Below are 23,119 nucleotides of genomic sequence, written 5' to 3' on the forward strand. Positions count from 1 at the left end.
TCAGCGGCCGAGCAGGGCTCGTCGGAAATGGACCGGGAAGACGCGGTGGCGGTACCAGGCCGACGCGTACGCGTCGTCGGCCGGCGCCAGGTGCTCGCGCATGGCCTCGGCGGCGGGCCCGACCGCGCCGGGGTCCGCGCGCAGCACCGCTTCGGCGGCGTGCGCGCGCAGCGGACGCGGGGCCACCCCGCCGAGCGCGATCCGGTCGCCGTTCACCGCGACACTCACGATCGCGGCCGAGTTGTGGCGGCGACGGGTGGCCTTGTAGAACCGGAACGAGTCCGGCACCGCGAACGTCACCGCGGTGACCAGGTCGCCGGCGGGGACGCCGTCGTCGAGCGGGGTGCGCCCGCCGCCGTGCACCTCGATCGAGGCGCCGAGCGCGAGCAACGCGACCGCGAGGTCGCCGTAGGGCTGCGGGACGAACAGGTTGCCGCCGACGGTGGCCAGGCCGCGCACCGGGGGAGAGGCGATGGCGCGCAGGCACGGCCGCAGGAACGCGAGGCGCTCGTCGGCTTCGAGGGTGGCCAGCGTGGTCGCCGCGCCGAGCCGGACCGTGGCGCCGTCGGCCTCGACGCCGTCGAGCCCGGCGCGGCGCAGGCTGACGACGCTCGTCGGCGGGAACGCACGCTCGTTGAACCGGGGCATGAGGTAGGTACCACCGGCCAGCACCGTGCCGCCCTCGCGTAACGCCTGGGCGGCGGCGGCCGGATCTCGGGGGACGTGCACTGCGCTGAACACGTGCGACCTCCGATAAAATTATCGATATCGATAACACCCTAGGAACGAGGGGCGGTGGCGGTCAAGGCATGATCGAGGCGTGACCAAGCCGACGTTGAGCGAGCAGATCCGTGACGCGCTGCTCCACCGCATCGTCACCGGCGAACTCGCCGGTGACGAACGCCTGGTGGAGACCCGGATCGCGGCCGAGTTCGGCACCAGCCAGGCCCCGGTGCGCGAGGCCCTGCGCGAGCTGGAAGGGCTCGCGCTGATCCAGAGCCGCCCGCGTCACGGCCGCACCGTCGTGCCGTTCGCCGAGCAGACGATCCGCGAGGCCTATGTGGTGCGCGCCGCGCTCGAGGAGGCCGCGACGCGGCTGGCGATGCTGCGCGGGTCGTTCTCCACCGCCGTGCTCGCCGCGGCGGTGGCCGACATGTCGCGCCACGCGGCGGCCGACGACCGGGACGGCGTGTGCGCGGCCAGCGTCGCGTTCCACCGGCACGTCGTGGAGGCCGGCGACAACCTGCTGCTGCGACGCTCGTGGGAGTCGCTGCAGATCGAGGCCAGGACGATGATCGCGCTGGTGACGCTGGAACCCTCGTTGACCGCGGTCGCGGCCGAGCACCAGGACCTCCTCGACGTGATGCGCGCCGGTGACGTCGAGGACGCGTGCCGCCACGCGCGCGAACACCAGCTGGCCTACGCCGAGCTCCCGGTCGTCGGCGAGGAGGTCGTGCCCGCCCCGGCCGGGTGACCGGTCCGCCTCTACCCCCGGGCTCCGGTAACCGGCAGGATGTGGCCGTGCGAGAGCGGTTACACGGCCGGGACGAGGAGCTGGGGCGGCTCGACGAGCTCGTCGCCGCGGCGCGGGACGGGCGCGGCGGGGCGCTGCTCGTCGTCGGCGAGCCGGGGATCGGCAAGACCGCGCTGCTGAGCGCGCTGACCGGGCCGCGGGTGATCCGGCTGGAAGGCTACGAGGCCGAGTCGGCGATCCCGTTCGCCGGCGTCCACCGCCTGGTGCTTCCGCTCCGCGACCACATCCCCGGCCTGCCCGGGCGTCAGCAGGAGGCGTTACAGGTCGCCACCGGGCTCGCGGACGGGCCGGCCCCGGACCGCTACCTGGTCGGGCTCGGCGTCCTGGGGCTGCTGGCCGCGGCCCGGGAACCGGTGCTCGGCCTCGTCGACGACGCGCACCTGCTCGACGCCGAGTCGCTCGAGGCGCTGGGCTTCGTCGCCCGGCGGCTGGAGGCCGAGCCGGTCGCGTTCGTGTTCGCCGCGCGGGACGAGCTCCCGCTGGCCGGCGTCCCGCCGATTCACCTCCGCGGCCTGGACCCCGGTTCGGCCGCGACGCTGCTGCGCTCGGTGTCGGGGGAGCGGATCGACCCCGCGACCGCCGCGCGGATCGTCGCCGCCACCGGCGGGAACCCGCTCGCGCTGATCGACCTGGCCGGCGAGCTGAGCGTCAAGCAGCTCACCGTGGCCGACGAGCCGATCCCGGTCGGCGGCCGGCTCGAGCAGCTCTACCTCCGCCAGGTGCGCTCCGCGGCGCCCGCGCGGCAGGAGTGGCTGCTGATCGCCGCGGCCGACTCCACCGGCAACGTCGACCTGGTCCGCGCGGCCGCCGCGGCCCTCGGCCTCCCCGACACCGCCGGCGACGAACCCGACCTCGCCGGCCTCGTCGAACTGGGCCGTTCGCTGCGGTTCCGGCACGCGCTGGTGCGCTCGGCGGTCTACAACGGAGTGCCCGGGGCGGAACGCCGTCGCGTGCACCGGGCGCTCTCGGCCGGCGCCGCCGGGCTCGGCCTGGTCGAGCAGGCCGCCTGGCACGCCGCGAAGGCCACCGTCGGCACCGACCCCGACGTCGCCGACCGGCTGGAACAGGTCGCCGACCTGGCCGGGCGCCGCGGCGGGTTCCGCTCCCGCGCGAACGTGCTGACCGAGGCGGCCCGGCTCACCCCGCCCGGCCCGGTCCACGACCGCCGACTGGTCGCCGCGGCCGAGGCCGCCCTGGCCGCAGGCGCCGCCGGGCTCGCCGAGAGCCTGGTCGAGGAGCTGACCGCCGACACGGTCGACGACGTCACCCGGGGCCGCCTGATCAGCGTCCGGGTCGCCCACGCGTTCTTCACCGGGGACCCGGCCATCGTGCGTGGCGCCGGCGAGATGCTGGCCGCGGCCGCCTGCTTCTCCGGGCACGACGTCGCCGCCGAGCAGGACGCGCTGATCATGGCGTTCAACCGCCTGCTGCCGGTGGAGCGCCGCAACACCGACGTGCCGCTGCCGACGCTCGGCCGGCGCCTGCTGGACGGCGCCGCGCTGGCCGACGGCGTCGCCGGCACGATCCTGCGCGCGTTCGGCACGCTGCTGTTGCGCCCCTACCGCGAGGCCGTGCCGGAGCTCCGTGCCGCGGCCGCGGTGATCGACTCGCTCACCGGCGCGGACCTGATCAAGTACGGCCTCGTCGGGGTGCCGCTGCACACCGCGCTCTGGGACGACGGCGCGATCCGCCGCGTGGTGGACCGGGTCGTCGCGACCGCCCGGGATCTGGGCTCCCTGCAGGTCCTCGACACCGTGCTCTGGACGATGTCGCTGTCGCTGCTGAGCATCGGCACGCCGCGCGAGTCCGAGGAGCACATGGCCCGGGTGCGCCGGCTGCGCCGAGCCCTCGGCTGGGACGCGGAGCACGTGGTCAACGGAGCGCTGCTGGCCTGGTCGGGCGGCCCGCGTGACCAGGTCGAGGCGATCGCCGACGGCGCGCTCGCGGTCGGCTGGGGCGGCGTGCACGCGGCGGGCGTGTCCGCGCTGGGCGTCCGCGACCTGGCCGAGCGCCGCTACGTCGACGCCTACACCCGGCTGAAGCCGCTCGTCGACGCGCCGTTCCTGCACGTCACCCCGGTGAACTACGGGGACTTCGCCGAGGCGGCGGCGCGCAGCGGCCACCCGGACGAGGCCGCCGCGATCACCGCGACCCTGGAGGAGATCGCCGCGGCCAACGGGGCACCGTGGGCGACGCTCGTCGCGCGGCGGTCACGCGCGCTGGTGACCGACGACGAGGCCTGCTACGCGGAGGCGGTGGACCTGCCGGGGCCGCCGGTCGAGCGCGCGCGTGCCCATCTCGTCTACGGCGAGTGGTTGCGCCGGGTCCGGCGGCGGCGCGAGGCCCGCGAACAGGCGCGCCGCGCGCTGGAGATGTTCGAGGACGCCGCCGCACCCGCGTTCGCCGAGCGCGCCCGCGCGGAGCTGGCCGCGCTGGGCACGCGGTCCGGTGGCGCGCTGCCGGCCACCCCGTCCGGTGCCCCGCCGTCCGGAGCCCGGCTCACCGCGCGGGAGCTCGCGGTCGCGCGGCTGGCCGCCGGGGGCGCGACGAACGCCGAGATCGGCGCGGCGCTGTTCATCAGCCCCAACACGGTCGACTACCACCTGCGCAAGATCTACCAGCGGCTCGGCATCACGTCCCGGCGCCGGCTCGGCGGGTACCTCGGGTAACGGACTACGTGCCCCACGTGGTTCGCGCGGTGCCACCGGCGTCGGACGCTGGTCGAAACACGTGGAGGGGGCGGGGAGTGCTGGAGGTCTACGACACCGCGTCGCTCGCGCGGCACGACCGCGCCGAGGCCATCGCGACGCGCATGCGCGAGGCGGCCCACGCCGCGGTCTGGGAGCAGCCGGAGACCGGCCACGAGGCCGAGCTGCGCCTCGAATCGTGCGCCCTCGGCCCGCTCCGGTTGCTGAACACGCGCACCTCGCCGCACCGCGCGTTCCGCACGAGGCGGCACGCCCGCGGCTCCTCCGGAGCGCCGGTGATCGCGCTCGGCGTGACGCTGCGCGGCGAGGGTTCCCAGACCCAGTCGGGCACCGAGGTGCCCTCGGTCCGCAACGCGCTCTACCTGCTGGAGATGAGCGCCCCGTTCGAGCACCAGCGGCGCACCACCACCTGGGCGTACACGCTGCACGTGCCGGGCGACCAGCTCGGGTTGCCGCTCGAGGCCGTCCACCGCGCCCGGGGCGCCCTCGCGAGCAGCCCGCTCTACCGGTTGATGTCCCGGCACCTGCGCGAGCTGTTCCGCAACCAGACGGCGCTGGCCGCCGATCCGGCGGCGGCCCGGCTCGGCGTCGCCACGATCGAGCTGGTGCGCGCGCTGGTGGCCTCGGCGGCGCACGACCGCCGGCACGCCCGGTCGGCGCTCGACGTCGTCTTCCTGGAGCGGGTGAGGTTTTTCGTGGAGACCCACCTCGCCGACCCCGACCTCACGCCGGCGGCGATCGCGGCCGCGCACCACGTGTCCGAGCGGCAGCTGTACAAGGTGTGCGCGGCCGCCGGGATCCGGCTCGAACAGTGGATCATCAGGCGTCGCCTGGAGCGGGTCCGCGACGAGCTGGCCGACCCGGCGGCACGCCACCGCACGATCGCGGCGGTCGCGTACCGGTGGGGCTTCGTCAACCGCACGCACTTCGCCCAGCGCTTCCGCGCCGAGTACGGCCTGACCGCGCGGGAGTGGAGGGCCCTCAACTCCTGACGACCGGTGCGGTGTGGGCACCGTTCCGTGCGCCCACACCGACGTCGCCGACCTCCGGTCATGCGATTTTCCTGCTGTTGCGCCCGGGCACCGGCTCGGCTTCCCCAAGGAGTACGACGTATGAGCACGATCGTTCTGATCCACGGCCTCTGGATGACCCCGCGCAGCTGGGAGGCGTGGGTGCCCTATCTCGAGGCCAAGGGCCACCGCGTCCTCACCCCGGCCTACCCCGGCTTCGAGGTCGAGGTGGAGGCGCTGCGTGAGAACACCGACGTCATCGCGAACCTCACCGTGCCCGAGACCGTCGATCACCTGGCCGGGGTCATCGCGGCCCTCGACGAGCCGCCGATCCTGATCGGACACTCGTTCGGCGGAACGCTGACGCAGCTCCTGCTGGCGCGCGGCCTGGGCAGCGCGGCCGTGGTGATCGACTCGGCCCCCACCGAGGGTGTGCACGTCACTCCGCTCTCCCAGGTGCGCTCGCTGTTCCCGACGCTGAGCAACCCGGCCACCTACCACCGCGCGGTGGGCTTCACCCCGGAACAGTTCCACTACGCGTTCGCCAACACGCTGCCGCGCGAGGAGTCCGACCGGGCGTTCGAGCGCTACGCGATCCCGGCGCCGGGCAACTGGATCTGGGCCTACGGCCTGCTCGCGAACCTCAAGCCGGGCCACCAGGAGACCTGGGTCGACTACAGCAACGACGACCGCGCCCCGCTGCTGTTCATCGGCGGCGGATCCGACCACATCATGCCGCCGTCGGTGAACAAGTCGAACGCGAAGCACTACGAGAAGTCGTCGGCGCTGACCGAGTACCACGAGTTCGAGGGCCGTTCGCACTGGACGTGCGCCGAGCCGGGCTGGGAAGCCGTCGCCGACCACGCACTCGACTGGGCGCTGAAGCACCGCCGGTGAGTTCCGGGTGGCGCCCACCGCACCGGCCGCGGTGGGCGCCGCGCGACCGGCCTGACGTCGCGACCGCGCTCAGCCGGTCGGCTCCGCGGCGCCCAGCGGTAGCCACCGCAGCCGGTCGGCGAGCCCGTCCGGCGCGGTCGCGAAGGCCTGCTCCACCGCGCGGCGACCCTGCGTGAAGTGGGACCAGCCTTCGTAGTGCACCGGGATGACCGTGCGCGGCCGAGCCAGCGCGCACAACGCGACGGCCTCGGTCGCGGTCATGCTGTAGTGCAGCGACGCGGTGAGCGGGAAGCGGACCGCACCGAGGTGCAACAGCATCGTGTCGACGGTCAGCCGGCGCGGCACCTGCTTCACGCCCTCGAAGAGCACGGTGTCGCCGGTGACCCAGAGGACGCCGTGCTCCTGGCCCTCCCAGGCCAGCGCGAACCCGATCACCGGCCCCGCGACCGGCCGGCTGAGCGGCGGACCGTGCCGGCACGGCGTCGCGGTGACGGTGATCGTCGCGCGGCCGGGCGCGGCCAGGTCGGTCCGGTCCCAGGGCCGTAGCCCGCGCGCCGTGGCCCCGAGCCTCCGCGCTCCGGCCCGGGTGGTGAGGATCGTCGGCACGTTCGCCAGGACGGCGCGCCCGCGGTCGTCGAGGTTGTCGGCGTGGTGGTCGTGGGTGAGCAGAACGGCGTCGACGGTGCCGAGGTCGTCCGGGTCCAGCGCGGGACCGGTCTGCTTCCGCGAACTCGTTCCCCACCCGAACGAATAACGGCGACCGGGCGGGTCGAAGGTGGGATCGGTGAGGATCCGCCAGCCGGCGGCCTCGATCAGCGCCGTGGGGCCGCCGATGTGCGTCACTCGTACGTCTCTCACCGTGTGGTCCTCGTCTGATCGGTGCGGGCACTACGCGAGCTCCGTGATCATGCTGGTCGAGCGCCGCCCCGAGAACCACGTGAACCGCGTAGTTCCGCCGGGCGGGCGAGACGTACCCCACCGAATTACACCCGTGCGGTTCGACCCGACCGCTGCGATCAGCGGACACACTCGGATCCGGGCTATTCCGGGAGCCGACGATGGTGACGATGCGCGCGGGCGGGTTGACCGTCGAGGTCTACCTGCACGCCGACACGGCCGACGGCCGGACCGAGCAGCGGGTCAAGGTCAAGGACCGGGGCTACGTGGTGTACGACGGCACCGACCTGGCCGCCGCCCAGCGCGAAGCCGCCGCGTTAGGGCTGCCCTGGGCCGACCTCGAGCTGGTCGACGAGGGCGGAGCGGCCGCCGCGGGCTGACGGCTCCGGAGCCGCGTCCGGCACGGCACGCAGTGTGGCAGGGCGCCCGGGCCGCGTCCATGCCGCACCGGTGCGGCATGGACCGCAGCGCCCGGCGATTCCACACTCGACACAGCCGTCCGGAGCGACGGACCCGGGCGAGGGGTGGGCGGATGGCCGGGCTTCGAACCACGTCGGCGATGCTGGCGGCCGCTGTCCTCCTCGTGGGCGCCGGATGCGGGAGCGAGAAACCGGCGTCCGCACCGGCACCGGCGCCGGCGCCGCGGCTCGCGTACGCCGACGGGTCGGCGGTGCTGGTCCGCGCCGCCGACGGGACCGCGAAACGGGTGGCGGCGCTGCCGGCGGGCTGGCGGGCCGAGGCCCTGACCTGGTCCGGGGACGGCACCGAGCTGGCCTGGATCGCCGCCGACGGCGAGGACGTCTCGCGGTCGCGGATCTACCGGGCGGCGGCCTCGGGGAGCCCGGTCCGGCACTGGGACTGCGCCCTGCTCTGCGGCGGGGTCGAGTTCCTCGGCTCCGACCTGGTCGGCGAAGGCTCGCTCGGCGGGCTGGAGAGCTATCCGGCGTCGGGCGGTGAGCCGGAGCCCTTCGTGCCCGACGGGCTGCCGGGAGCGAGCGACCTGCTGGGCCTGAGCTACCGGAACCTGCTGACCGGGTCCCCGGCCGGCGACGCGATCTACGTCGCGACCGGGGCGTCGACGGCCGCGCCGAAGGAGGTCTACCGCGTCGGCGCCGGCCCGACGGCGGTGCCGGTCCAGCCGGCCGGGCCGACCGGGCTGCCGCTCAACGCCACGGTCAGCGCGGACGGCGCGCGCCTCGCCTACACCGTCGACGGTGCCGTGCCGGCGTGCGGCGCCACCGAGTCCGTCGTCGTGACCGACCTCGGCTCGGGCCGCGCGACCACGCTGGCTCCGCCGTCCTCGACCGCGGCGATGTTCGTCGCCGGGCTCTGGTTCGGCGACGGCGACCAGGTGTTCGCCGCCTACGTCCCCGGCCCGGTGCCGTGCGTCGCGGGCGCGGCCGAACAACCCGACACGCCCACCCGCGCGACGACGGCCACCGTCTACGAACGCGCCGGCTCGACCTGGAAAGCCGCCGGACGCCGGGCCCGGGACGGCGCGCACCTCGGCGCCGGACGCGCCCTGGAGCTCGTGGGCACGATGACCGTCGGCCCGAGCCGCATCCAGCAGTCCCCGGGCGGCACGCTCCGGCTGACCGGCGACGGCGCCCCGACGGTAGTCGCCGAGGACGTCACGACGTTCGCGGTCGCACCGAACTAGCCGCCGCCCCGACCGACGAGTTCGCCGGTCACCCATCCACTTGTGCGCACCGTCGACGCGCCGGCCGGTGGCCGTGCGCGCCACCTCGTGATCGATCTGCTCGCGGGTCCACTCGCCGAACCACTCGGCCACGGCGGGGTCCCGGTGGAGCGCGTGCAGAGCGTCGGCGTGGGCGGTGCCGACCGGCTCCAGACGCAGGCGGTCGGTGCGGCGGATTCGCGCGGGTGGCATCCCTGAGAGATACCCCTAGGATCGCGCGCATGACTGCGATCGTCGGCATCGCCAGCGGCGGAACCGTTCACATCGGTGGTGACTCGGCCGGGGTTTCCGGATACGTCGTGCACACGCGCGCCGACGCCAAGGTGTTCGTGACCGGCTCCTACGCGTTCGGCTTCACGACCAGCTTCCGGATGGGCCAGCTCATCCGCTGGGCGTGGACCCCTCCCGAGCCCCCGGCCACCGACCTCGACCGCTTCATGTCGACGACGTTCGTCGACGGGCTGCGTGAATGCCTGAAGACCGGCGGCTGGGCGACGAAGGACAACGAACGCGAATGCGGGGGCGTGTTCCTCGTCGGCGTCGCGGGGCGGCTGTTCAACGTCGACTCGGACTACCAGATCGGCGAGTCCGCCCACGGGTACGACGCGGTCGGAGCCGGGGAGGAGGTCGCGCTGGGGGCGCTGTACGCGACCGCGCGCGGCCGGCTGAGCCCGCGCAAGCGTTTACAGATCGCGCTGGAGGCATCGGAACAGTTCAACGGGAACGTCAGCGGACCGGCGCTTCCGCCCGCGCGTGATCCCCCGCCTCGGCGAGCGCGCCCGCCAGTTCCGCGAGGATCCAGCCGCGATGATCGGGATTCAGGATCCGGGCGGCCATGTCCTCGGCGCGCTCGTGAGCACCGGCCCGCGCGACGGAGGCACCGAGACGGGACAGGTACCACCATTGGACGTCCAGGTTCGGGACGGACGACACGATGCGTTCGGCCCGGTCGAGCTCGCCGGCGTCGCCGAGTGCGCAGCCGAGCGATCCGAGCGCCAGCGATCTCGAGCGGGAATGGGCGATCGTGTGCGCCGTGGCTTCGGCCACACCGGCCAGCTGCGCCGCGTGGTGGGAATCTCCCACGCGTGCGGCGGTCAGGACCAGGTCAGCTAATGCCAGCGCTCCGTGGAGTTCCTCGGTGGTGGTGAGAACGACGGACTCGGCCTCGCCGGCGAGAAGCCGCGCGCGGTCCGGCTGACCCGAGTCGGCCAGCTGCCGGGAAATAGCGGCCAGGGCCCGGGCCTCGAAGGTGGGATCGGCGATGTGCCTGGCGATGGCTTCGGCGCGGGAGTGCTGCCCGGCTTCGGTGAGCTGGGTGACGATGTAGACCGTCTGGCCGGCGCGCGAGTAGGCGCCGTTGGTCGAGTTGAGCGTCTGTTCGGTCAGCGCCTCCAGCTGCACCTGCAGGGACGAGTGGCCGTGAGCGAGCAGTGTCGCCAACGGCCAGATTCGCATTTCCGGATCCGTGATGTCGCGGGCTGCCCGCTCCGCCTCGCGGGCCGCTCGGATGGCCCGCGTCTCCTCTCCGGCTTCGCTCAACGCGCTGACCAGATTCGCCAGACCGGTGGCCCGGGTGTAGGGATCCACCTCCGAGCGCGCCGTCTCCTCCGCGTGCGTGACGAGCAGCTCGGCCCGCTCCGATTCGCCGGCGCTCGCGGCCGCGCTCGCGATGTCGGCCAGTGCGTGCGCTCTGCCGGAGACCGACCCGATCCCTCGGGCGACCCGCTCCGCTCCGACCTGGTCGCCGGCCCGGAGGAGAGCACGGGAGATCTCGTACTGCGCGTCTCCCTGCCAGCCCGGTGCCGGGATCGCGGCTGCGGTCGCTTCGGCGCGGCGATGCTCGCCGATACGGGCGAGGGCGCTGGCGACGTGGTACATCGTCCGCTCGGGCCGCTCCGAGTTCGCGATCGCCGGTGCGTTCTCCGCGGCTTCCCGCGCGAGCCGCGTCACGCGCGACTCGTCACCGGCGACCGCGGCGGCGTGCGCGAGACGAGCGAGCCCGTCGACGCGTTCGTCGAGGTTGCCGACGCACCGGATCGTGCGTTCGGCCCGGTCCGCGAGGCTGCCGGCTCGGTCGGGGTCACCCGCCTCCGCGGCGGCACGAACGAGGTCGCACAGGGGTTCGGCCCGGTGGTTCGGCGTCGTGACGTCATCGAGAAGCGCCTCGGCGGTGGTGATCAGCCGCATCGCCCGGTCGCGGTCACCGGATTCGGCGGTACTGACCGCGAGGTGGGCCGTCGCTTCAGCGCGGTACTCGTGACCACTGATGCGACCGACGAGTCCTTCCGCCTCGTTCGCGAGCAGCACCGCACGGGATTCATCGCCCGTCCCGGTCACGTGCCCGGCGATCGTGACCAAGGCGCTCGCCAGGACGTCGGCGCTCAAGAATCGACGTGCGGCCTGCTCCGCCTCGTCGAGTAGGCGCACTGCCGCCGCGCGATCACCGACGTTCCACACACCGGTCGCGGCTTCAGCGAGCACTCTCCAGCGGGTATACGGATCAAGCACGGCACGGGCGATCTGCTCGGCCCGGTTCGGGTGGCCCAGTACGGCCCAGACGGCCGGGATGCGGCGGGGCAGGTAGCTGTTGCGGTCGATCAGGGCGGTCCGGTACACCGCCAGCCGCGCCAGATCGAGGACGCGTGATCCACGCACGGAGTTCTGGGCTTCGGTGACCTCCGCCAGGGCGGCGGTGTCGCCGCCGGTCACGTCGAGCATCCGGTGGTGACGCCGCAGGTCGGTCGCGTACCGGACCAGGCGCGGTCCGTCGTCGTCGAGGAGCAGCAGCTGGTAGTAGCCCCGGAGCAGGTACTCCGGGGTGTCGGGCGGCCAGTTCCGGGCGCGGTAGGAGTCGGCCCAGGTGTGGAGCCGTCGGTGGAGGTCCGCCAGTCGTCTCGGCCCGTACGAGCGCTCCGCGTCGAGCTGGATCTCCTCGTGGCCGAGGAGGTACACGGCGCGGCCGTCGTCCGGGCGCCACCGGGCGGCTCGTGCGGTGAAGCTGCGGCCGGCCACCGTTGACAGGAGACGTTCGATGTCCCATTCGGTGGTCTCGTGGTCGGCGCACAACTCGGCCAGGTCGTGTCCGGAGAGGCCACCGCGGGCGGCGGTGACCAGGCCGAGCAGATCACGTTCGAGCAGGCTTCCGTTCCGGAGGCGATCCAGGTCGGCCTGCATGTCGGCGCGGATCGCGGAGGCGTGGGGGGAGCGTCGCAGGATCCGGACGATGTCGGGGTCGCGGAGCGGGTGGTTCGGCGGCACGTCGGCCGGGATGGGCGGGTCCGGGCGACCGGCGACGACGACACGCAGGCCCGGCGGGGGGTTGGCCGGGAGCAACGCGGCGATGCTGCGGGTGGCCCGGCTCGTCGGTGTGCTGGTGTCCTCGTCCAGTCCGTCGACGAGAACGATCAGCCGCTCACCGCGCCGGGCACAGTGCTCCGCGGTGGCGTCGAGCAACCTGAACCAGAGACGTTCCTGGCCGCTCTCGCTCTGGAACGGCGGCACCGACTCGCCGAGCACCTCGCTGAGCTGCTCGATCAGGACGCCGAGGAACGCGTTCCGGTCGCTGTTGCCCGCGTAGCGCGCGGTGACGAAGAACGACGCGACGCGCGTTCCGGGCGGCGGGTGCAGCACGAACCAGGACATCAACGCGGACTTCCCGGTCCACGCGGCCGCTCTCCACCAGACGTAGGAGCCCGCGGCCGGGTCGCGACAGAACGCCGCCAGGGCGTCCAGTTCCTTCTGACGGTCGAGGAGCGCGCGCGGTGAGATCTGGCGGATCTGCATGAGGTACCCGGACCGTGTTCCGGGCATCGGGCTCTCCGGCGGCGGAGGACCCGGTGCGCCGCCGCGCACGATCCCGGGCGGGAACGGCGGTTCGGTGAGTGGTTTCGCGCGCCCGGATCGTGCGGCCTCGACGGCGGAGAGCAGCCGGGCCCGGAAGGCGTCGCGGTCGGGAAGGTCGAAGAGGTCGGCGTGGACGACCCCGGCCAGCAGCCCGTCGACGACGCATTCCTCGATCCGGATCGGGATGACCCGCCCGGCCAGCCCCCGTGGATCCCGCTGGTAGGCGGCCAGCCACTCCGCCTCGCCGAACTCGGAGTCTCTCAGGTACGCGGCGGAGAGCACCGCGATCGTCCGCTCGGCGTGCCGGGAGGCCTGGTGGACCAGCCGCAGCCAGTTCGAGCCGGGCACCATGTCCCAGGCCTGGAACAGCACGGTGTAACCGGCGTTCTCGAGTTCCCAGGCGATCCACTGCGCGGTCTCGGTGTCGGCCCGGGTGTACGACAGGAAGAAGTCCCGACGCTCGGTGGTCGTCTGCTCACCCACGCCGAACAGCGTGCCAGCCCGCGACGCGTGGTGGTAGGCGACGCCCGACCCCGGCCGGCGGGGCGCCGGCCGGGGTGACGGGTCAGTCGAGGGAGCGGGAGCGGATCAGGGAGGCGTACCAGCGGGCGCTGTCCTTCGGGGTGCGCTCCAGGGTGTCGTAGTCGACCCGGACGATGCCGAAGCGCTTCGAGTAGCCGTAGGACCACTCGAAGTTGTCCAGCAGCGACCACAGGAAGTAGCCGCGCACGTCGACGCCCTTCGCGCGCACGTTCGCCACCGCGCGCAGGTGGCGGCGCACGTAGTCGGTGCGGTCGGCGTCGTGGACGTGGCCGTCGTCGGTCACCACGTCGGGGAACGCGGCGCCGTTCTCGGTGACCATCAGCGGCTGGTCGGGGTAGCGGTCGCCCAGCTCGACCAGGAGGTCCTCGAGGCCCTGAGGGTCGATGTTCCAGCCCATGTCGGTGTGCGGCGGGTCGGTGGCGAGGAACTCCACGTCGTCGGCGCCGGGCCAGGCGGTGGCCGACGACGCGCCGTGACCGTCGGCGCGCTGGCGCTCGCCGCTGCCGTCCCACAACTGCACGCGGTTGGTGCTGTAGAAGTTCACGCCGAGGACGTCGATCGGCTGGCGGATGATCTCCAGGTCACCGTCCCGTACGAACGACCAGTCGGTGATGCCGCTGGTCACCTCGAGCGCGTCGGCGGGGTAGGCACCCTCGAGCATCGGGCCGAGGAAGACGCCGTTGGCCAGGGCGTCGACGCGGCGCCGGGCCTCCTCGCCGGTCGCGCCGACCGGGCGGAACACGTGCAGGTTGAGCGTCACCGAGAATTCGGCGTCGGGCCGGACGACCTGACGGAGCTCGCGCAGCGCGAGCCCGTGCGCGAGGTTCAGGTGGTGCACCGCGGTCAGCGCGGCCAGCGGCTCGGTGCGGCCGGGAGCGTGGACGCCGGAGCTGTAGCCGAGGTAGGCCGAGCACCAGGGCTCGTTCAGCGTCGTCCAGGTGTGGACGCGGTCGCCGAGCGCCTCGCCGACCACCCGGGCGTACGCGGCGAACGCCTCGGCCGTGCTCCGGACCGTCCAGCCGCCCTCGTCCTCCAGCGCCTGCGGGAGGTCCCAGTGGTAGAGCGTGGCCACCGGGCGGATGTTGCGTGCCAGCAGCCCGTCGACCAGGCGGGAGTAGAAGTCCAGGCCGGCCTGGTTCACCGCGCCGCGGCCGGCCGGGATGATCCGGGGCCAGGCGATCGAGAACCGGTACGCCTCGAGGCCGAGCTCCACCATGAGGTCGAGGTCGGCGTCGAGCCGGTGATAATGGTCGTCGGCCACGTCACCGGTGTCACCGTTGAGGACTTTGCCGGGCGTGTGACTGAAGGTGTCCCAGATCGACGGGCCGCGGCCGTCCTCCTGAGCGGCCCCTTCGATCTGGTACGACGCGGTCGCGGAGCCGAACACGAATTCAGCGGGGAACTGCATCTTTGGTCCTCGCTCTCCCTGGGGAATGATAGCGCTCTCACAGCCTCCCATATCCAGTTGCGCGAGTGGGCGGGGCAGCGGGCATGATGGGGTACGTGTTTGCCACGTTCGTCACTCCAGACCCCCCAAATACGGATATAGTCCGGCGCCTGCCCCGATGACGGCGGTCGCCGAAGCCCCGGCCCGCGAGGGTGCGCGGCTCTGGGTGCCGCTCTCGCTCGTGTTCCTCTCCGTCGGCCTGTCGATGGCGATGATGTTCCCGTTCCGGGCCCTGTTCCTCACCGACGCCGTGCACGCCGGGCCGCTGCTCGTGACCGTGTTCCTGATCGTCGCGCCGGTGAGCGGGGTGGTCGCGGCCAGCTGGATCGGCCGCTGGTCGGATACCGGGCCGTACCGCAGCCGGCTGATCGTCGCGGCGGCGCTCGCGGGGGTCGTCGGCAGCGGGCTGAGCGCGTTCGTCCGGAACTACTGGGTGCTGCTCTTCGTCACCGCGACGGCGATCGCGGTGTCGACCGCGGCGCTGCCGCAGCTCTTCGCGTACGCCCGGGTGGTGGTCGGCGGCGGTGACCGGGGCACGTTCAGCGTGAGCGTGCTGCGGACGCTGATGTCGGCGAGCTGGGTCGCCGGGCCGCTCGTCGCCGCGATCCTGATCGAGGTCGGGGGCTACACGCTGATCTTCAGCGTCGCGGCGGCGATCTTCGCGGCCGTCGCCCTGCTCACCCACTTCGGCCTTCCCGAACCCCGCGGTGGAGCGCCGGCCGCCTCCGAGCACCCGGAGACCCCGGCCGAGGCCCCACCGATCCCCGCCGCCGGTCCGGTCGACGTCTCCGAAGGGTCCCTGCGGCTCAACGTCGTCGCGCTCGTCCTGATCCAGACCGCGGCCACGCTCAGCGTCCAGCTCCTGCCGTTGTTCGTGAACGCCGACCTGAACGGCGACGTCCGGGACACCGGTTTCATCCTCGGGCTCTGCGCGTTCCTCGAGATCCCGCTGATCCTCGCGTTCGGGGCGCTCGCCGCGCGCGCCGGTGTGCGGCGGCTGTTCCTGATCGGGCCGCTGGTGTCCGCGCTGTACCTCGGCACCGTGGCGCTCTCCGCCGGAACCGGGCAGGTCGCGCTCGCCCAGTTGCTCAACGCGTCGGGCATCGCGCTGATCCAGGGCATCGGCATCACGTACTTCCAGGACCTGCTCCCCAGTAGACCGGGGCGCGCGTCGACGCTCTTCAGCAACGCGTTCCCGATCGGCTCCACGCTCGCGGCGCCGCTGCTGGGGATAGCCCAGCAGGTCGGCTACCGGTTCGGGTTCGTGGCCGCGGCGGTACTGAGCCTGGCCGGTCTAGCGTTGTTGGTCACGCGCCGGACGCGCTGACGGGCCATCCTGTCACGAGTCTGTCAGGGTTATACGGTGGCTTCCTCCCTGAGACAACGCTTGTCGTACTGGACCGCGGTGATACCCGTGGCCGCGCTCGTCGCGCTCGCGCTGGCCTGGGGCCGAGAACTCGGGCCGGTCGCGGTGACGATCGTCGCCCTGCTGCTCGCCGGCGCGGTGCTGGCCGCCGTCCACCACGCCGAGGTGGTCGCGCACCGGGTGGGTGAGCCGTTCGGTTCGCTGATCCTGGCGGTCGCGGTGACCGTGATCGAGGTCGGCCTGATCGTCACGCTGATGGCGTCGGGCGGGTCCGAGGCGTCGGTGCTCGCCCGTGACACGGTCTTCGCCGCGGTGATGATCACGCTCAACGGCATCGTCGGCCTCGGCCTGCTGGTCGGGGCGCGCAAACACGGCATCCTCGCGTTCAACGCCGAGGGCACCGGCGGTGCGCTGGCGACCGTCGCGACGCTGGCCGCGCTGAGCCTGGTGCTGCCGACGTTCACCACCAGCCGACCGGGCCCGGAGTTCTCCCCGGCGCAGCTGGCCTTCGCCGCGGTGGCGTCGCTGGTGCTGTGGGGGATGTTCGTGCTCACCCAGACCGTCCGGCACCGCGACTTCTTCCTGCCGGTGACGCTGGACGGCGAGGTCGTCGACGCGCACGAGGAGCACGCGGCGCCGCCGTCCGCCCGGGCCGCCGCGATCAGCCTGGCCCTGCTGGTGGTCGCTCTCGTCGGCGTCGTCGGCCTGGCCAAGCTGGAGTCCCCGGCGATCGAGGCCGGTGTCAAGGGCGCCGGCCTGCCGCAGTCGTTCGTCGGAGTGGTCATCGCGCTGCTGGTACTGCTGCCCGAGACGCTGGCGGCGACCCGGGCGGCGCTGCGCAACCGCATTCAGATCAGCCTCAACCTGGCGCTCGGCTCGGCGATGGCCAGCATCGGCCTGACGATCCCGGCGATCGCGATCGCGTCGATCTGGCTCGACGGACCGCTGTCGCTGGGCTTGGGGTCGACTCAGATGGTGCTGCTCGCGCTCACCGTCATGGTCAGCGTGCTCACCGTGGTGCCCGGGCGGGCGACGCGGCTGCAGGGTGGCGTCCATCTGGTTCTGCTGGCCGCGTTCCTGTTCCTGGCGATCGCCCCGTGATCATCGGGTCCAGGTCGGCGGCGGTCGCGGGGCGCGCGAACAGGTAACCCTGCCCGATCGCGCACCCCAGGGCCTGCAGCTCCGCGGCCTGCGCGGCGGTCTCGATGCCCTCGCCGACGGTGGTGAGCTCGAGGATCCGCCCGAGCCGGATGATGGCCTCGGTGACCGCCGCGCCCTGCCGGGTGCCGTTGAGCTGCGCGATGAAGCTCCCGTCGATCTTGAGGACGTCGACGGGCAGCCGGGTCAGGTAGTGCAGTGCGGAGTACCCGGTGCCGAAGTCGTCGATCGCGATCCGGATGCCCCGCTCGCGCAGCGCGGTGAGCACCGGGATCGCGGTGCGTTGGTCGACGATCGCGGTCTCGGTGATCTCCAGGACGAGGTTGCGTGGGGCCAGGCCGCTGCGCTCCAGGACGGTCAGCACGTCGTCCAGGAACGCGGGGTCCTCGAGCTGGCGGGGCGAGACGTTGACGCTGGCGTAGAAGTCCGGGTCGGCGCCCGCCTCGATCCAGGCGCGGACCTGGCGACAGGCCAGGTCCAGGACACGCCGGCCGATGTCGTCGATCGCACCGCTGCGCTCGGCGATCGGCACGAACTCCGCCGGCGAGATCGCGCCGAGCGTGGGGTGCTGCCAGCGCAGCAGGGTCTCGACCGCGACCGCACCGCCGCCGGAGAGGTCGACGAGCGGCTGGTAGAGCACCGAGAGCTGGTCACCGGCCCGCTCGAGCTCGGCGGCCAGCAGCGCGTCGCGGTTGCGCCTGTCGGTCATCGACTCGTCGTAGGCCTTCCAGCCGTGCGTCCCGGCGCGCTTCGACTCGTACATGGCCAGGTCGGCCTTGTGCTGCAACTCCTGCGGCGAGTCGGTGGCCGACCCGAGCGCCAGGCCGATGCTGGTGCGGATCGGGATCGTCTCGTCGCCGACACGTACCGTGGTGTCCGCGAGCGCGGCCAGCACCCGCTCGGCCACGACGACGGCCTGGGCCTCGGTGGTGGCGCCGGTCTGCAGGATGACGAACTCGTCGCCCCCGACCCGGGCCGCGGTGTCGTGGCCGCGGATCGCACCACGCAGCGTGCGGGCGAACTCGACGAGTACGGAGTTGCCGACCTCGTGGCCGTACCGGTCGTTGATCTGCTTGAAGCCGTCCAGGTCGAGCAGCAGCAGCGCGACCGGTTCGCGGCGCTGCTGGGCGCGGCGCGCGGCGGCCTTCAGACCGGTCAGGTTGGCCAGGCCGGTGAGTGGGTCCACGACGTTGCGTTCGCTGCTCTCCCGCAGGCTGATCAGCTGACGCACCGCGAGTGCCGTCGTCATCAGGGCCTGACCCAGCAGCAGCCCGCCCCACAGGTCCCGGTTGTCGGCGTGCACCACCGCGACCAGCATCATCACGTTGCCCACCGCCACCGCCACGTACGGCAGGGCCATCGACCAGGCCGGCATCCGGGTCAGCCGGGCGTCGCGGTCGGTGGGCGGCAGCGCGCACTCCTCCATCGCGCCGACCGTCATCAGCAGCGACGCGAAGACCAGCGCCACGCCCGCCGGGGTGTTGGGGCTGCCCTGCTCGCCGTGGACGCGCATCGCCGAGAACGCGATGTCGCCGACGGCGTAGAGCAGCATGCCGCCGAGCAGCAGCGCGACCGGGCGGGTGAGATGGGCGACCGCACCGCGCAGCAGCACCGCGCACACCGCGGCCAGCAGCAGCAGGTTCCCGAGCGGGTACCCGATGTCGTACAACAGTTCCAACGCCGTGCTCCGGTCGATCGCCGGGTGCAGGATGAAGTACCAGGCGACGACGAACGCGCTGCTCAGCACCGTGACGGCCTCGGCGAGGAACGCCCGGCGCTGGCGGGGGTCGTAGCGCTCAGTGGTGACCGCGAGGCAGGCCGCCGAGAGCGCGGTGAACATCGCCAGGCCGCTGACGATCGCGAAGAACCACGGCCAGCCGGAGTTGCCGGTCAGCGCGGCGACGGTGAACGAGACGGTGGCCAGCACGGACAGGCCCCGACCGGCGGCGGTGGTGCCCCAGATGCGCCGGGAGGCCGACCGGCGGGCCGCGCGGACGCTGTAGATCAGCCCCAGCGCGTCCAGGCCGACCAGCGACAAGCCGAAGACGGGGCTGCGCGCCGGCTCGACCGTGAAACCGACGACCTGGCCGACGACGACGAGACCGGTGAGGACGACGACCGAGCGGCGGGCACGCAGCGTCCAGCGCCGGGACCCCTCCATGCCACCCCCTCCGTCGGCCTGGTACTCCTATCGGTCGACGCGGGGCGCGGTTGAATCACTCAGTAGTGGCCGTTGTTCTGGAAGTAGTTCCAGGCGCCGCAGGGGGTGTCGTACTTGCCCTTGATGTAGCCCAGGCCCCAGCGGATCTGGGTGGCCGGGTTGGTGCGCCAATCGTCGGCGACCGAGGCCATTTTGTCGCCGGGCAGCGCCTGGGGGATGCCGTACGCCCCCGAACCGGTGTTCTCCGCTTTCTCGTTCCAGCCGCTCTCTTTGGTCCAGAGCTGTTCGAGACAGGTCATCTCGCTGGTGGGGAAGCCGAACTCGGAGAGCAGGGCGCAGCCGGTGTTCTTGTTGCCGCTGAGGGTCTCGCAGTCCACCGGGGCGGTGGGGACCGGAGCGCCGGTCGTCCCGGTCTCCTTGGCGCGCTTCTCGCGGGCCTCTTCGGCGTCGTCGGCGAGCGCGGCCGCGTCGGCCTGGGCGTCGGCGGCCTTCTCCTCGGCCCGGTTCTGCGCGTTGTCGATCGCCTGCTGCTGTTCGGCCGGGTCCGGCTGGGTGGGGGAGGGCGCGGCGTCCGGGCCGGCGGTGGGGGCGAGCGCCTGGTTGTCCGGGGGGAGGTCGTCGGCGACCTGGACGGTGTCGGGGTCGGAGTCGCCGATGACCGTGAACGCGACGCCGACGGCGGCGCCGAGGACGAGCACGAGGACCGCGGCGATCCGGAGAGCGAAGTACTTGGGACGCGGGGCGCGGTGCTGGCCGGGGTAGGAGGGCGGCGCCTCGGGGATCGGCGCGTCGGCGTCGTACCGGACCGGGGCCTGACTGTCCGGCCCGGGGGCGTCGGCCGGAGCGGCGGGAGCGGCGGGGCCGCTCGACCAGCCGGCGGCCGGCGGGGCCTCGGCTGCGCGGGTGGGGTTCCAGGCGTCCGCGGCGGCGCGGGTGTTCCAGCCGGCGGACGCGGAGTCCGGGATCGTCGGCGCCTCGGACGGACCGCGCTGCGCGGGGGGCCGGTAGGCCTGGGGCACCGGCGCGACGTCCTGCGCGGCGGATAACTCCGCGGTCCGGTCGTCCACCGGTGCCGGGCCCCGGGCGCCGGGCGTCGCCGGGACGTGCCGGAGGGGGACCGTGCCGTCGGCGTCGGGAGCCGGCCGGGGCGCCGGAAGCGCGCGGGCGGCCGTGGCTACCGGAGCCCGGGAATCGGCATCGGCCGACGATTCCCCGCCCCACCAGCTGACAGGAGTCGCAGCAGTAGGCACTTTAGGAACGAGATCACTCTCCCGCTCTTCCGTCCCGGCAGTCGTTCCTTGCCCATCGAGCACTGCGCGACGGTACCGCACCCCCTCGGCGCCGGGACCCGAAGGCTCCGCCTTCACCCGGATGGCTGATGAGATGCCCCGGTTCCGGACCACCGTCGGTCACGGTCCGACCGCATCCCCCCATCGCCCCGTCCGCAGGTGGGCACGGGTCAGCCGCGGCGCAGGCCGACCAGATCGGCGATCGCGTCGAAGGTGTCGAGCGCCTGGACGGCGGCGGACGCGCGGGCCACACCGGAGCGGGCGACGGCCCGGGGCTGCATGCGTTCACCGGCGCCTGCGGTGGCCAGCGCGGCGATGTAGGCCTCGGCGGCGATCGCGCGGTACGAGGTCCACAGTGTGTCGGGATCGGACGTGATCCCGGCCGCGGCGAGACGCTCCCCGTACCGGTCGACCAGCCGGCGCTCGTGCTCCCGCGCGTTCGCGGGCGTCAGCGACGTCACGAGGAAGTACGCCACGTCCCGGATGCCCGGGCAGATCGTCGCGACCTGCCAGTCGAGGAAGCCCGGCGAAGCCCCTTCGAAGAACAGGTTGCCCAGGTGCGGGTCGCCGTGCGTCAGCGTCCGGGGCTGGGCGGCCCAGAAGTCGTCGATGGCCTCGAGGTTCTCCGTGACGACGCGGCTGCGCCGGGCGAGCGCGGCCGGAACCAGGTCCGCGACCGGGGCCGCCGGCCGGGCCAGTGCCCGCCGGACCAGCGCCCGCCCGAACACGCCGACCACCGGCGAGCGGCGCAGCGGGCCGAGCGCGGCAAGCGGGCCGGTCAGCCGGGGTGACTCCCAGAGGGCCGCGTGCAGGTCGGCGAACGCGTCCACGACCGCGCCGGCCTCGGCCACGCTGACGTCGTCCCGGACGTCGCGGAACGTCGCCTTGCCGGTCAGGTCCTCCAGGACCAGCGCGATCCGCCCGAGCGCCGGGTCGTCGAACGCGGCGTAACAGCGCGGCACCCGGATCGGGACGTCCGCGGCCACCGCCCGGTAGAACAGCACTTCCCGGTGCCCGAGCCCGACGACGTTCATCAGCAGCTGTTGCCGCACGTCGCGCGGTGTCAGCTTGACGAAGACCCGGCCGGGTTCGGCGTCCAGCGCGATCCGGGCCCTGGCCGCGGTGCCGGAGTCCTGGCTGAGCAGCGAGACGCTGCGCACCTCCCGCCCGAGCACCGAGGCGAGCCAGGGAGCCGTCACCCGCTCGGCCCGGTCCGGTAATCGCCCCGTGACCGCCCGGCTGACGCCGCACCGCACCATTTCGCGGGCGATCGTCACCGCGCCGGACAGGGCCGGGGACACTGACGACAACGCCGGCCTCCGCGTGATTGTCGAGGGGTGCGGAATAGACTCTCCAATCTCGACTGATCAGTCAAACCGGAGTGGTAATCGCTCGTATCCGCTGACGAAGATCGCGGGGCGGAGGGCGGGCTCGTCCGGCGCGGCGAGGCGCAATTCGGGGAGCCGGTCGAGGAGCGCGGTGAACAGCACCTCGAGTTCCAGCCGGGCCAGCGAACTACCCAGACAGAAGTGCGTTCCGATTCCGAAGGCCAGGTGGGGGTTCGGGCTGCGCCGGACGTCGAATTGAAATGGGTCGGGGAAAACCTCTTCGTCACGGTTCGCCGAAGGATAGAGAAGGAGAACCTTCTGCCCGGATTTCAGTGCGCGGCCGTGCAGGGTCAGATCACGGGTGACGGTCCGGGCCATGTTGCGGATCGGGCTGACCCACCGCAGCGACTCCTCGATCGCCCCCGGCAGGAGGCTCCGGTCGGCACGCAGCCGCTCCCAGCGCGTGCGGTCGGCCAGCAGCTGGTAGAGGCCGCCGCTCAGCACGTGCCGGGTCGTCTCGTCACCGCCGATGAGCAGCAGCAGCGAGTCGAAGTACAGCGTCTCGTCGTCGAGCCGGGCGCCGTCGACCTCGGCGCGTACCAGGACGCCGATCAGGTCGTCGGTCTCGTTCGCGCGCCGGTCGGCCAGCACCGCGGTGAAGTACTCGCGGTACTCGGCCAGCGCGATGGCCATCCGGGCGGTGCGTACCGGGTCGGCGCGCTGGCCCTGCACCGCCATCATGTCGTCGGACCAGCGCAGCAGGTCGTCGTAATGCTCGGGGCGGGCGCCGAGCAGGTCGCCGATCACGATGAGCGGAAGCCAGGCCGCGATGTCCCGGACGAAGTCGCACCCGCCCCGGCCGGCGACCCGGTCGATCAGCGCGTGGCTCACCTCCGCGATGCGCGGGCGCAGGTCGGCGATGCGTCGCGGGGTGAAGCCCTTGCTGATCAGCCGCCGTCGCAGCAGGTGGGCGGGGTCGTCCTGGTCGATCATCATCGGGGTGGCCGGGGTCTCCGGGCGGATGCCGCCGGCGTTGGAGAACAGCTCCGGATGCAGGGACGCCTCTTTGACGTCGGCGTAGCGGGTGAGCCCCCAGACGCCGCCGGCCTCGTCCCAGTGGACCGGGTCGTGGGCGCGGAGCCAGGTGAGCGCGGAGTGCGGGTCGTCGCCCCAGAAGTCGCCGCTCGTCAGTTCCATGCACCATGCTAGCGCTTGGTCAAAGACGTGAACCCGATCTCT

Annotated in this window: 17 protein-coding genes; 9 read left to right on the forward strand and 8 right to left on the reverse strand. The window is 73.1% G+C overall.

Going from position 1 to position 23,119, the window contains the following annotated elements; all coding sequences use genetic code 11:
• Positions 1-741 carry an FAD binding domain-containing protein gene (locus CRYAR_RS49690; RefSeq protein ID WP_063725737.1) on the reverse strand — a complete coding sequence of 247 codons (741 nt, stop codon included), beginning with the start codon at positions 739-741 and terminating at the stop codon, positions 1-3.
• Positions 742-820: 79 nt separating this feature from the next.
• On the opposite strand from CRYAR_RS49690, the gene CRYAR_RS20570 reads away from it, so the two are divergent.
• From CRYAR_RS20570 to CRYAR_RS20585, 4 genes are all read left to right on the forward strand, one after another.
• Positions 821-1,474, forward strand: coding sequence for a GntR family transcriptional regulator (locus CRYAR_RS20570; protein WP_051570720.1), 654 nt, complete (start codon positions 821-823; stop codon positions 1,472-1,474).
• Positions 1,475-1,521: 47 nt separating this feature from the next.
• Positions 1,522-4,203 (forward strand): helix-turn-helix transcriptional regulator, encoded by a 2,682-nt coding sequence (locus CRYAR_RS20575; RefSeq protein WP_035865508.1) that lies wholly within the window; start codon positions 1,522-1,524, stop codon positions 4,201-4,203.
• A 77-nt stretch (positions 4,204-4,280) separates the two neighbouring features.
• Positions 4,281-5,234 carry a helix-turn-helix domain-containing protein gene (locus tag CRYAR_RS20580; RefSeq protein WP_051570722.1) on the forward strand — a complete coding sequence of 318 codons (954 nt, stop codon included), beginning with the start codon at positions 4,281-4,283 and terminating at the stop codon, positions 5,232-5,234.
• A 120-nt stretch (positions 5,235-5,354) separates the two neighbouring features.
• The gene (locus CRYAR_RS20585) at positions 5,355-6,149 is read left to right on the forward strand and encodes an alpha/beta hydrolase (RefSeq protein WP_035853207.1); all 795 of its coding nucleotides are present in this window, start codon (positions 5,355-5,357) and stop codon (positions 6,147-6,149) included.
• A gap of 69 nt (positions 6,150-6,218) precedes the next feature.
• Here the strand turns inward: CRYAR_RS20585 and CRYAR_RS20590 are convergent, their stop codons facing one another.
• On the reverse strand, positions 6,219-7,007 hold the full coding sequence (locus CRYAR_RS20590; protein ID WP_035853219.1) for an MBL fold metallo-hydrolase: 789 nt from the start codon (positions 7,005-7,007) through the stop codon (positions 6,219-6,221).
• Positions 7,008-7,207: 200 nt separating this feature from the next.
• Between CRYAR_RS20590 and CRYAR_RS20595 the strand changes: the two genes are divergently transcribed.
• The 3 genes from CRYAR_RS20595 to CRYAR_RS20605 all read left to right on the forward strand — a co-directional run bounded on the left by CRYAR_RS20595 (position 7,208) and on the right by CRYAR_RS20605 (position 8,943).
• Positions 7,208-7,426, forward strand: coding sequence for a hypothetical protein (locus CRYAR_RS20595; protein ID WP_035853226.1), 219 nt, complete (start codon positions 7,208-7,210; stop codon positions 7,424-7,426).
• 152 nt (positions 7,427-7,578) lie between these two features.
• Entirely contained in the window at positions 7,579-8,706 is a 1,128-nt protein-coding gene (locus CRYAR_RS20600) for a hypothetical protein (RefSeq protein WP_157017927.1), read from the forward strand.
• A 42-nt stretch (positions 8,707-8,748) separates the two neighbouring features.
• Positions 8,749-8,943, forward strand: a complete 195-nt coding sequence (locus CRYAR_RS20605; protein ID WP_035853232.1) for a hypothetical protein — start codon at positions 8,749-8,751, stop codon at positions 8,941-8,943.
• Between the two features lie 528 nt (positions 8,944-9,471).
• Here the strand turns inward: CRYAR_RS20605 and CRYAR_RS49020 are convergent.
• Together CRYAR_RS49020 and CRYAR_RS20620 are read right to left on the reverse strand one after the other, a co-directional pair.
• Positions 9,472-13,071: a TIR domain-containing protein gene (locus CRYAR_RS49020; RefSeq protein WP_063725738.1), complete on the reverse strand. Its 3,600-nt coding sequence runs from the start codon at positions 13,069-13,071 to the stop codon at positions 9,472-9,474.
• An 82-nt stretch (positions 13,072-13,153) separates the two neighbouring features.
• Positions 13,154-14,539 (reverse strand): GH1 family beta-glucosidase, encoded by a 1,386-nt coding sequence (locus CRYAR_RS20620; RefSeq protein WP_211247556.1) that lies wholly within the window; start codon positions 14,537-14,539, stop codon positions 13,154-13,156.
• Positions 14,540-14,696: 157 nt separating this feature from the next.
• On the opposite strand from CRYAR_RS20620, the gene CRYAR_RS20625 reads away from it, so the two are divergent.
• Complete coding sequence (locus CRYAR_RS20625) at positions 14,697-15,905, forward strand: sugar efflux transporter (protein ID WP_051570723.1); 1,209 nt, start codon at positions 14,697-14,699, stop codon at positions 15,903-15,905.
• Between the two features lie 36 nt (positions 15,906-15,941).
• Entirely contained in the window at positions 15,942-17,045 is a 1,104-nt protein-coding gene (locus CRYAR_RS20630) for a calcium:cation antiporter (protein ID WP_035853248.1), read from the forward strand.
• Here the strand turns inward: CRYAR_RS20630 and CRYAR_RS20635 are convergent.
• The 4 genes from CRYAR_RS20635 to CRYAR_RS20650 form a co-directional block, all read right to left on the reverse strand.
• Entirely contained in the window at positions 16,954-19,263 is a 2,310-nt protein-coding gene (locus tag CRYAR_RS20635; protein ID WP_035853253.1) for a putative bifunctional diguanylate cyclase/phosphodiesterase, read from the reverse strand. The genes CRYAR_RS20630 and CRYAR_RS20635 overlap by 92 nt on opposite strands.
• A 59-nt stretch (positions 19,264-19,322) precedes the next feature.
• The gene (locus CRYAR_RS51340) at positions 19,323-20,513 is read right to left on the reverse strand and encodes an aggregation-promoting factor C-terminal-like domain-containing protein (protein WP_211247557.1); all 1,191 of its coding nucleotides are present in this window, start codon (positions 20,511-20,513) and stop codon (positions 19,323-19,325) included.
• A gap of 209 nt (positions 20,514-20,722) precedes the next feature.
• Positions 20,723-21,853 (reverse strand): phosphotransferase family protein, encoded by a 1,131-nt coding sequence (locus CRYAR_RS20645; protein WP_051570724.1) that lies wholly within the window; start codon positions 21,851-21,853, stop codon positions 20,723-20,725.
• A gap of 66 nt (positions 21,854-21,919) precedes the next feature.
• Positions 21,920-23,077, reverse strand: a complete 1,158-nt coding sequence (locus tag CRYAR_RS20650) for a cytochrome P450 (protein WP_035853260.1) — start codon at positions 23,075-23,077, stop codon at positions 21,920-21,922.
• Positions 23,078-23,119 lie beyond the last annotated feature (42 nt).

This window comes from Cryptosporangium arvum DSM 44712 (assembly GCF_000585375.1).
Classification (GTDB): domain Bacteria; phylum Actinomycetota; class Actinomycetes; order Mycobacteriales; family Cryptosporangiaceae; genus Cryptosporangium; species Cryptosporangium arvum.

What these genes read in the sequence shown, in the direction of transcription:
- CRYAR_RS20585 (WP_035853207.1), top strand. Translation starts at nt 5,355, where the DNA reads ATGAGCACGATCGTTCTGATCCACGGCCTCTGGATGACCCCGCGCAGC.
- CRYAR_RS20595 (WP_035853226.1), top strand. Translation starts at nt 7,208, where the DNA reads ATGGTGACGATGCGCGCGGGCGGGTTGACCGTCGAGGTCTACCTGCAC.
- CRYAR_RS20600 (WP_157017927.1), top strand. Translation starts at nt 7,579, where the DNA reads ATGGCCGGGCTTCGAACCACGTCGGCGATGCTGGCGGCCGCTGTCCTC.
- CRYAR_RS20620 (WP_211247556.1), bottom strand. Translation starts at nt 14,539, where the DNA reads ATGCAGTTCCCCGCTGAATTCGTGTTCGGCTCCGCGACCGCGTCGTAC.
- CRYAR_RS20625 (WP_051570723.1), top strand. Translation starts at nt 14,697, where the DNA reads ATGACGGCGGTCGCCGAAGCCCCGGCCCGCGAGGGTGCGCGGCTCTGG.
- CRYAR_RS20635 (WP_035853253.1), bottom strand. Translation starts at nt 19,263, where the DNA reads ATGGAGGGGTCCCGGCGCTGGACGCTGCGTGCCCGCCGCTCGGTCGTC.
- CRYAR_RS20650 (WP_035853260.1), bottom strand. Translation starts at nt 23,077, where the DNA reads ATGGAACTGACGAGCGGCGACTTCTGGGGCGACGACCCGCACTCCGCG.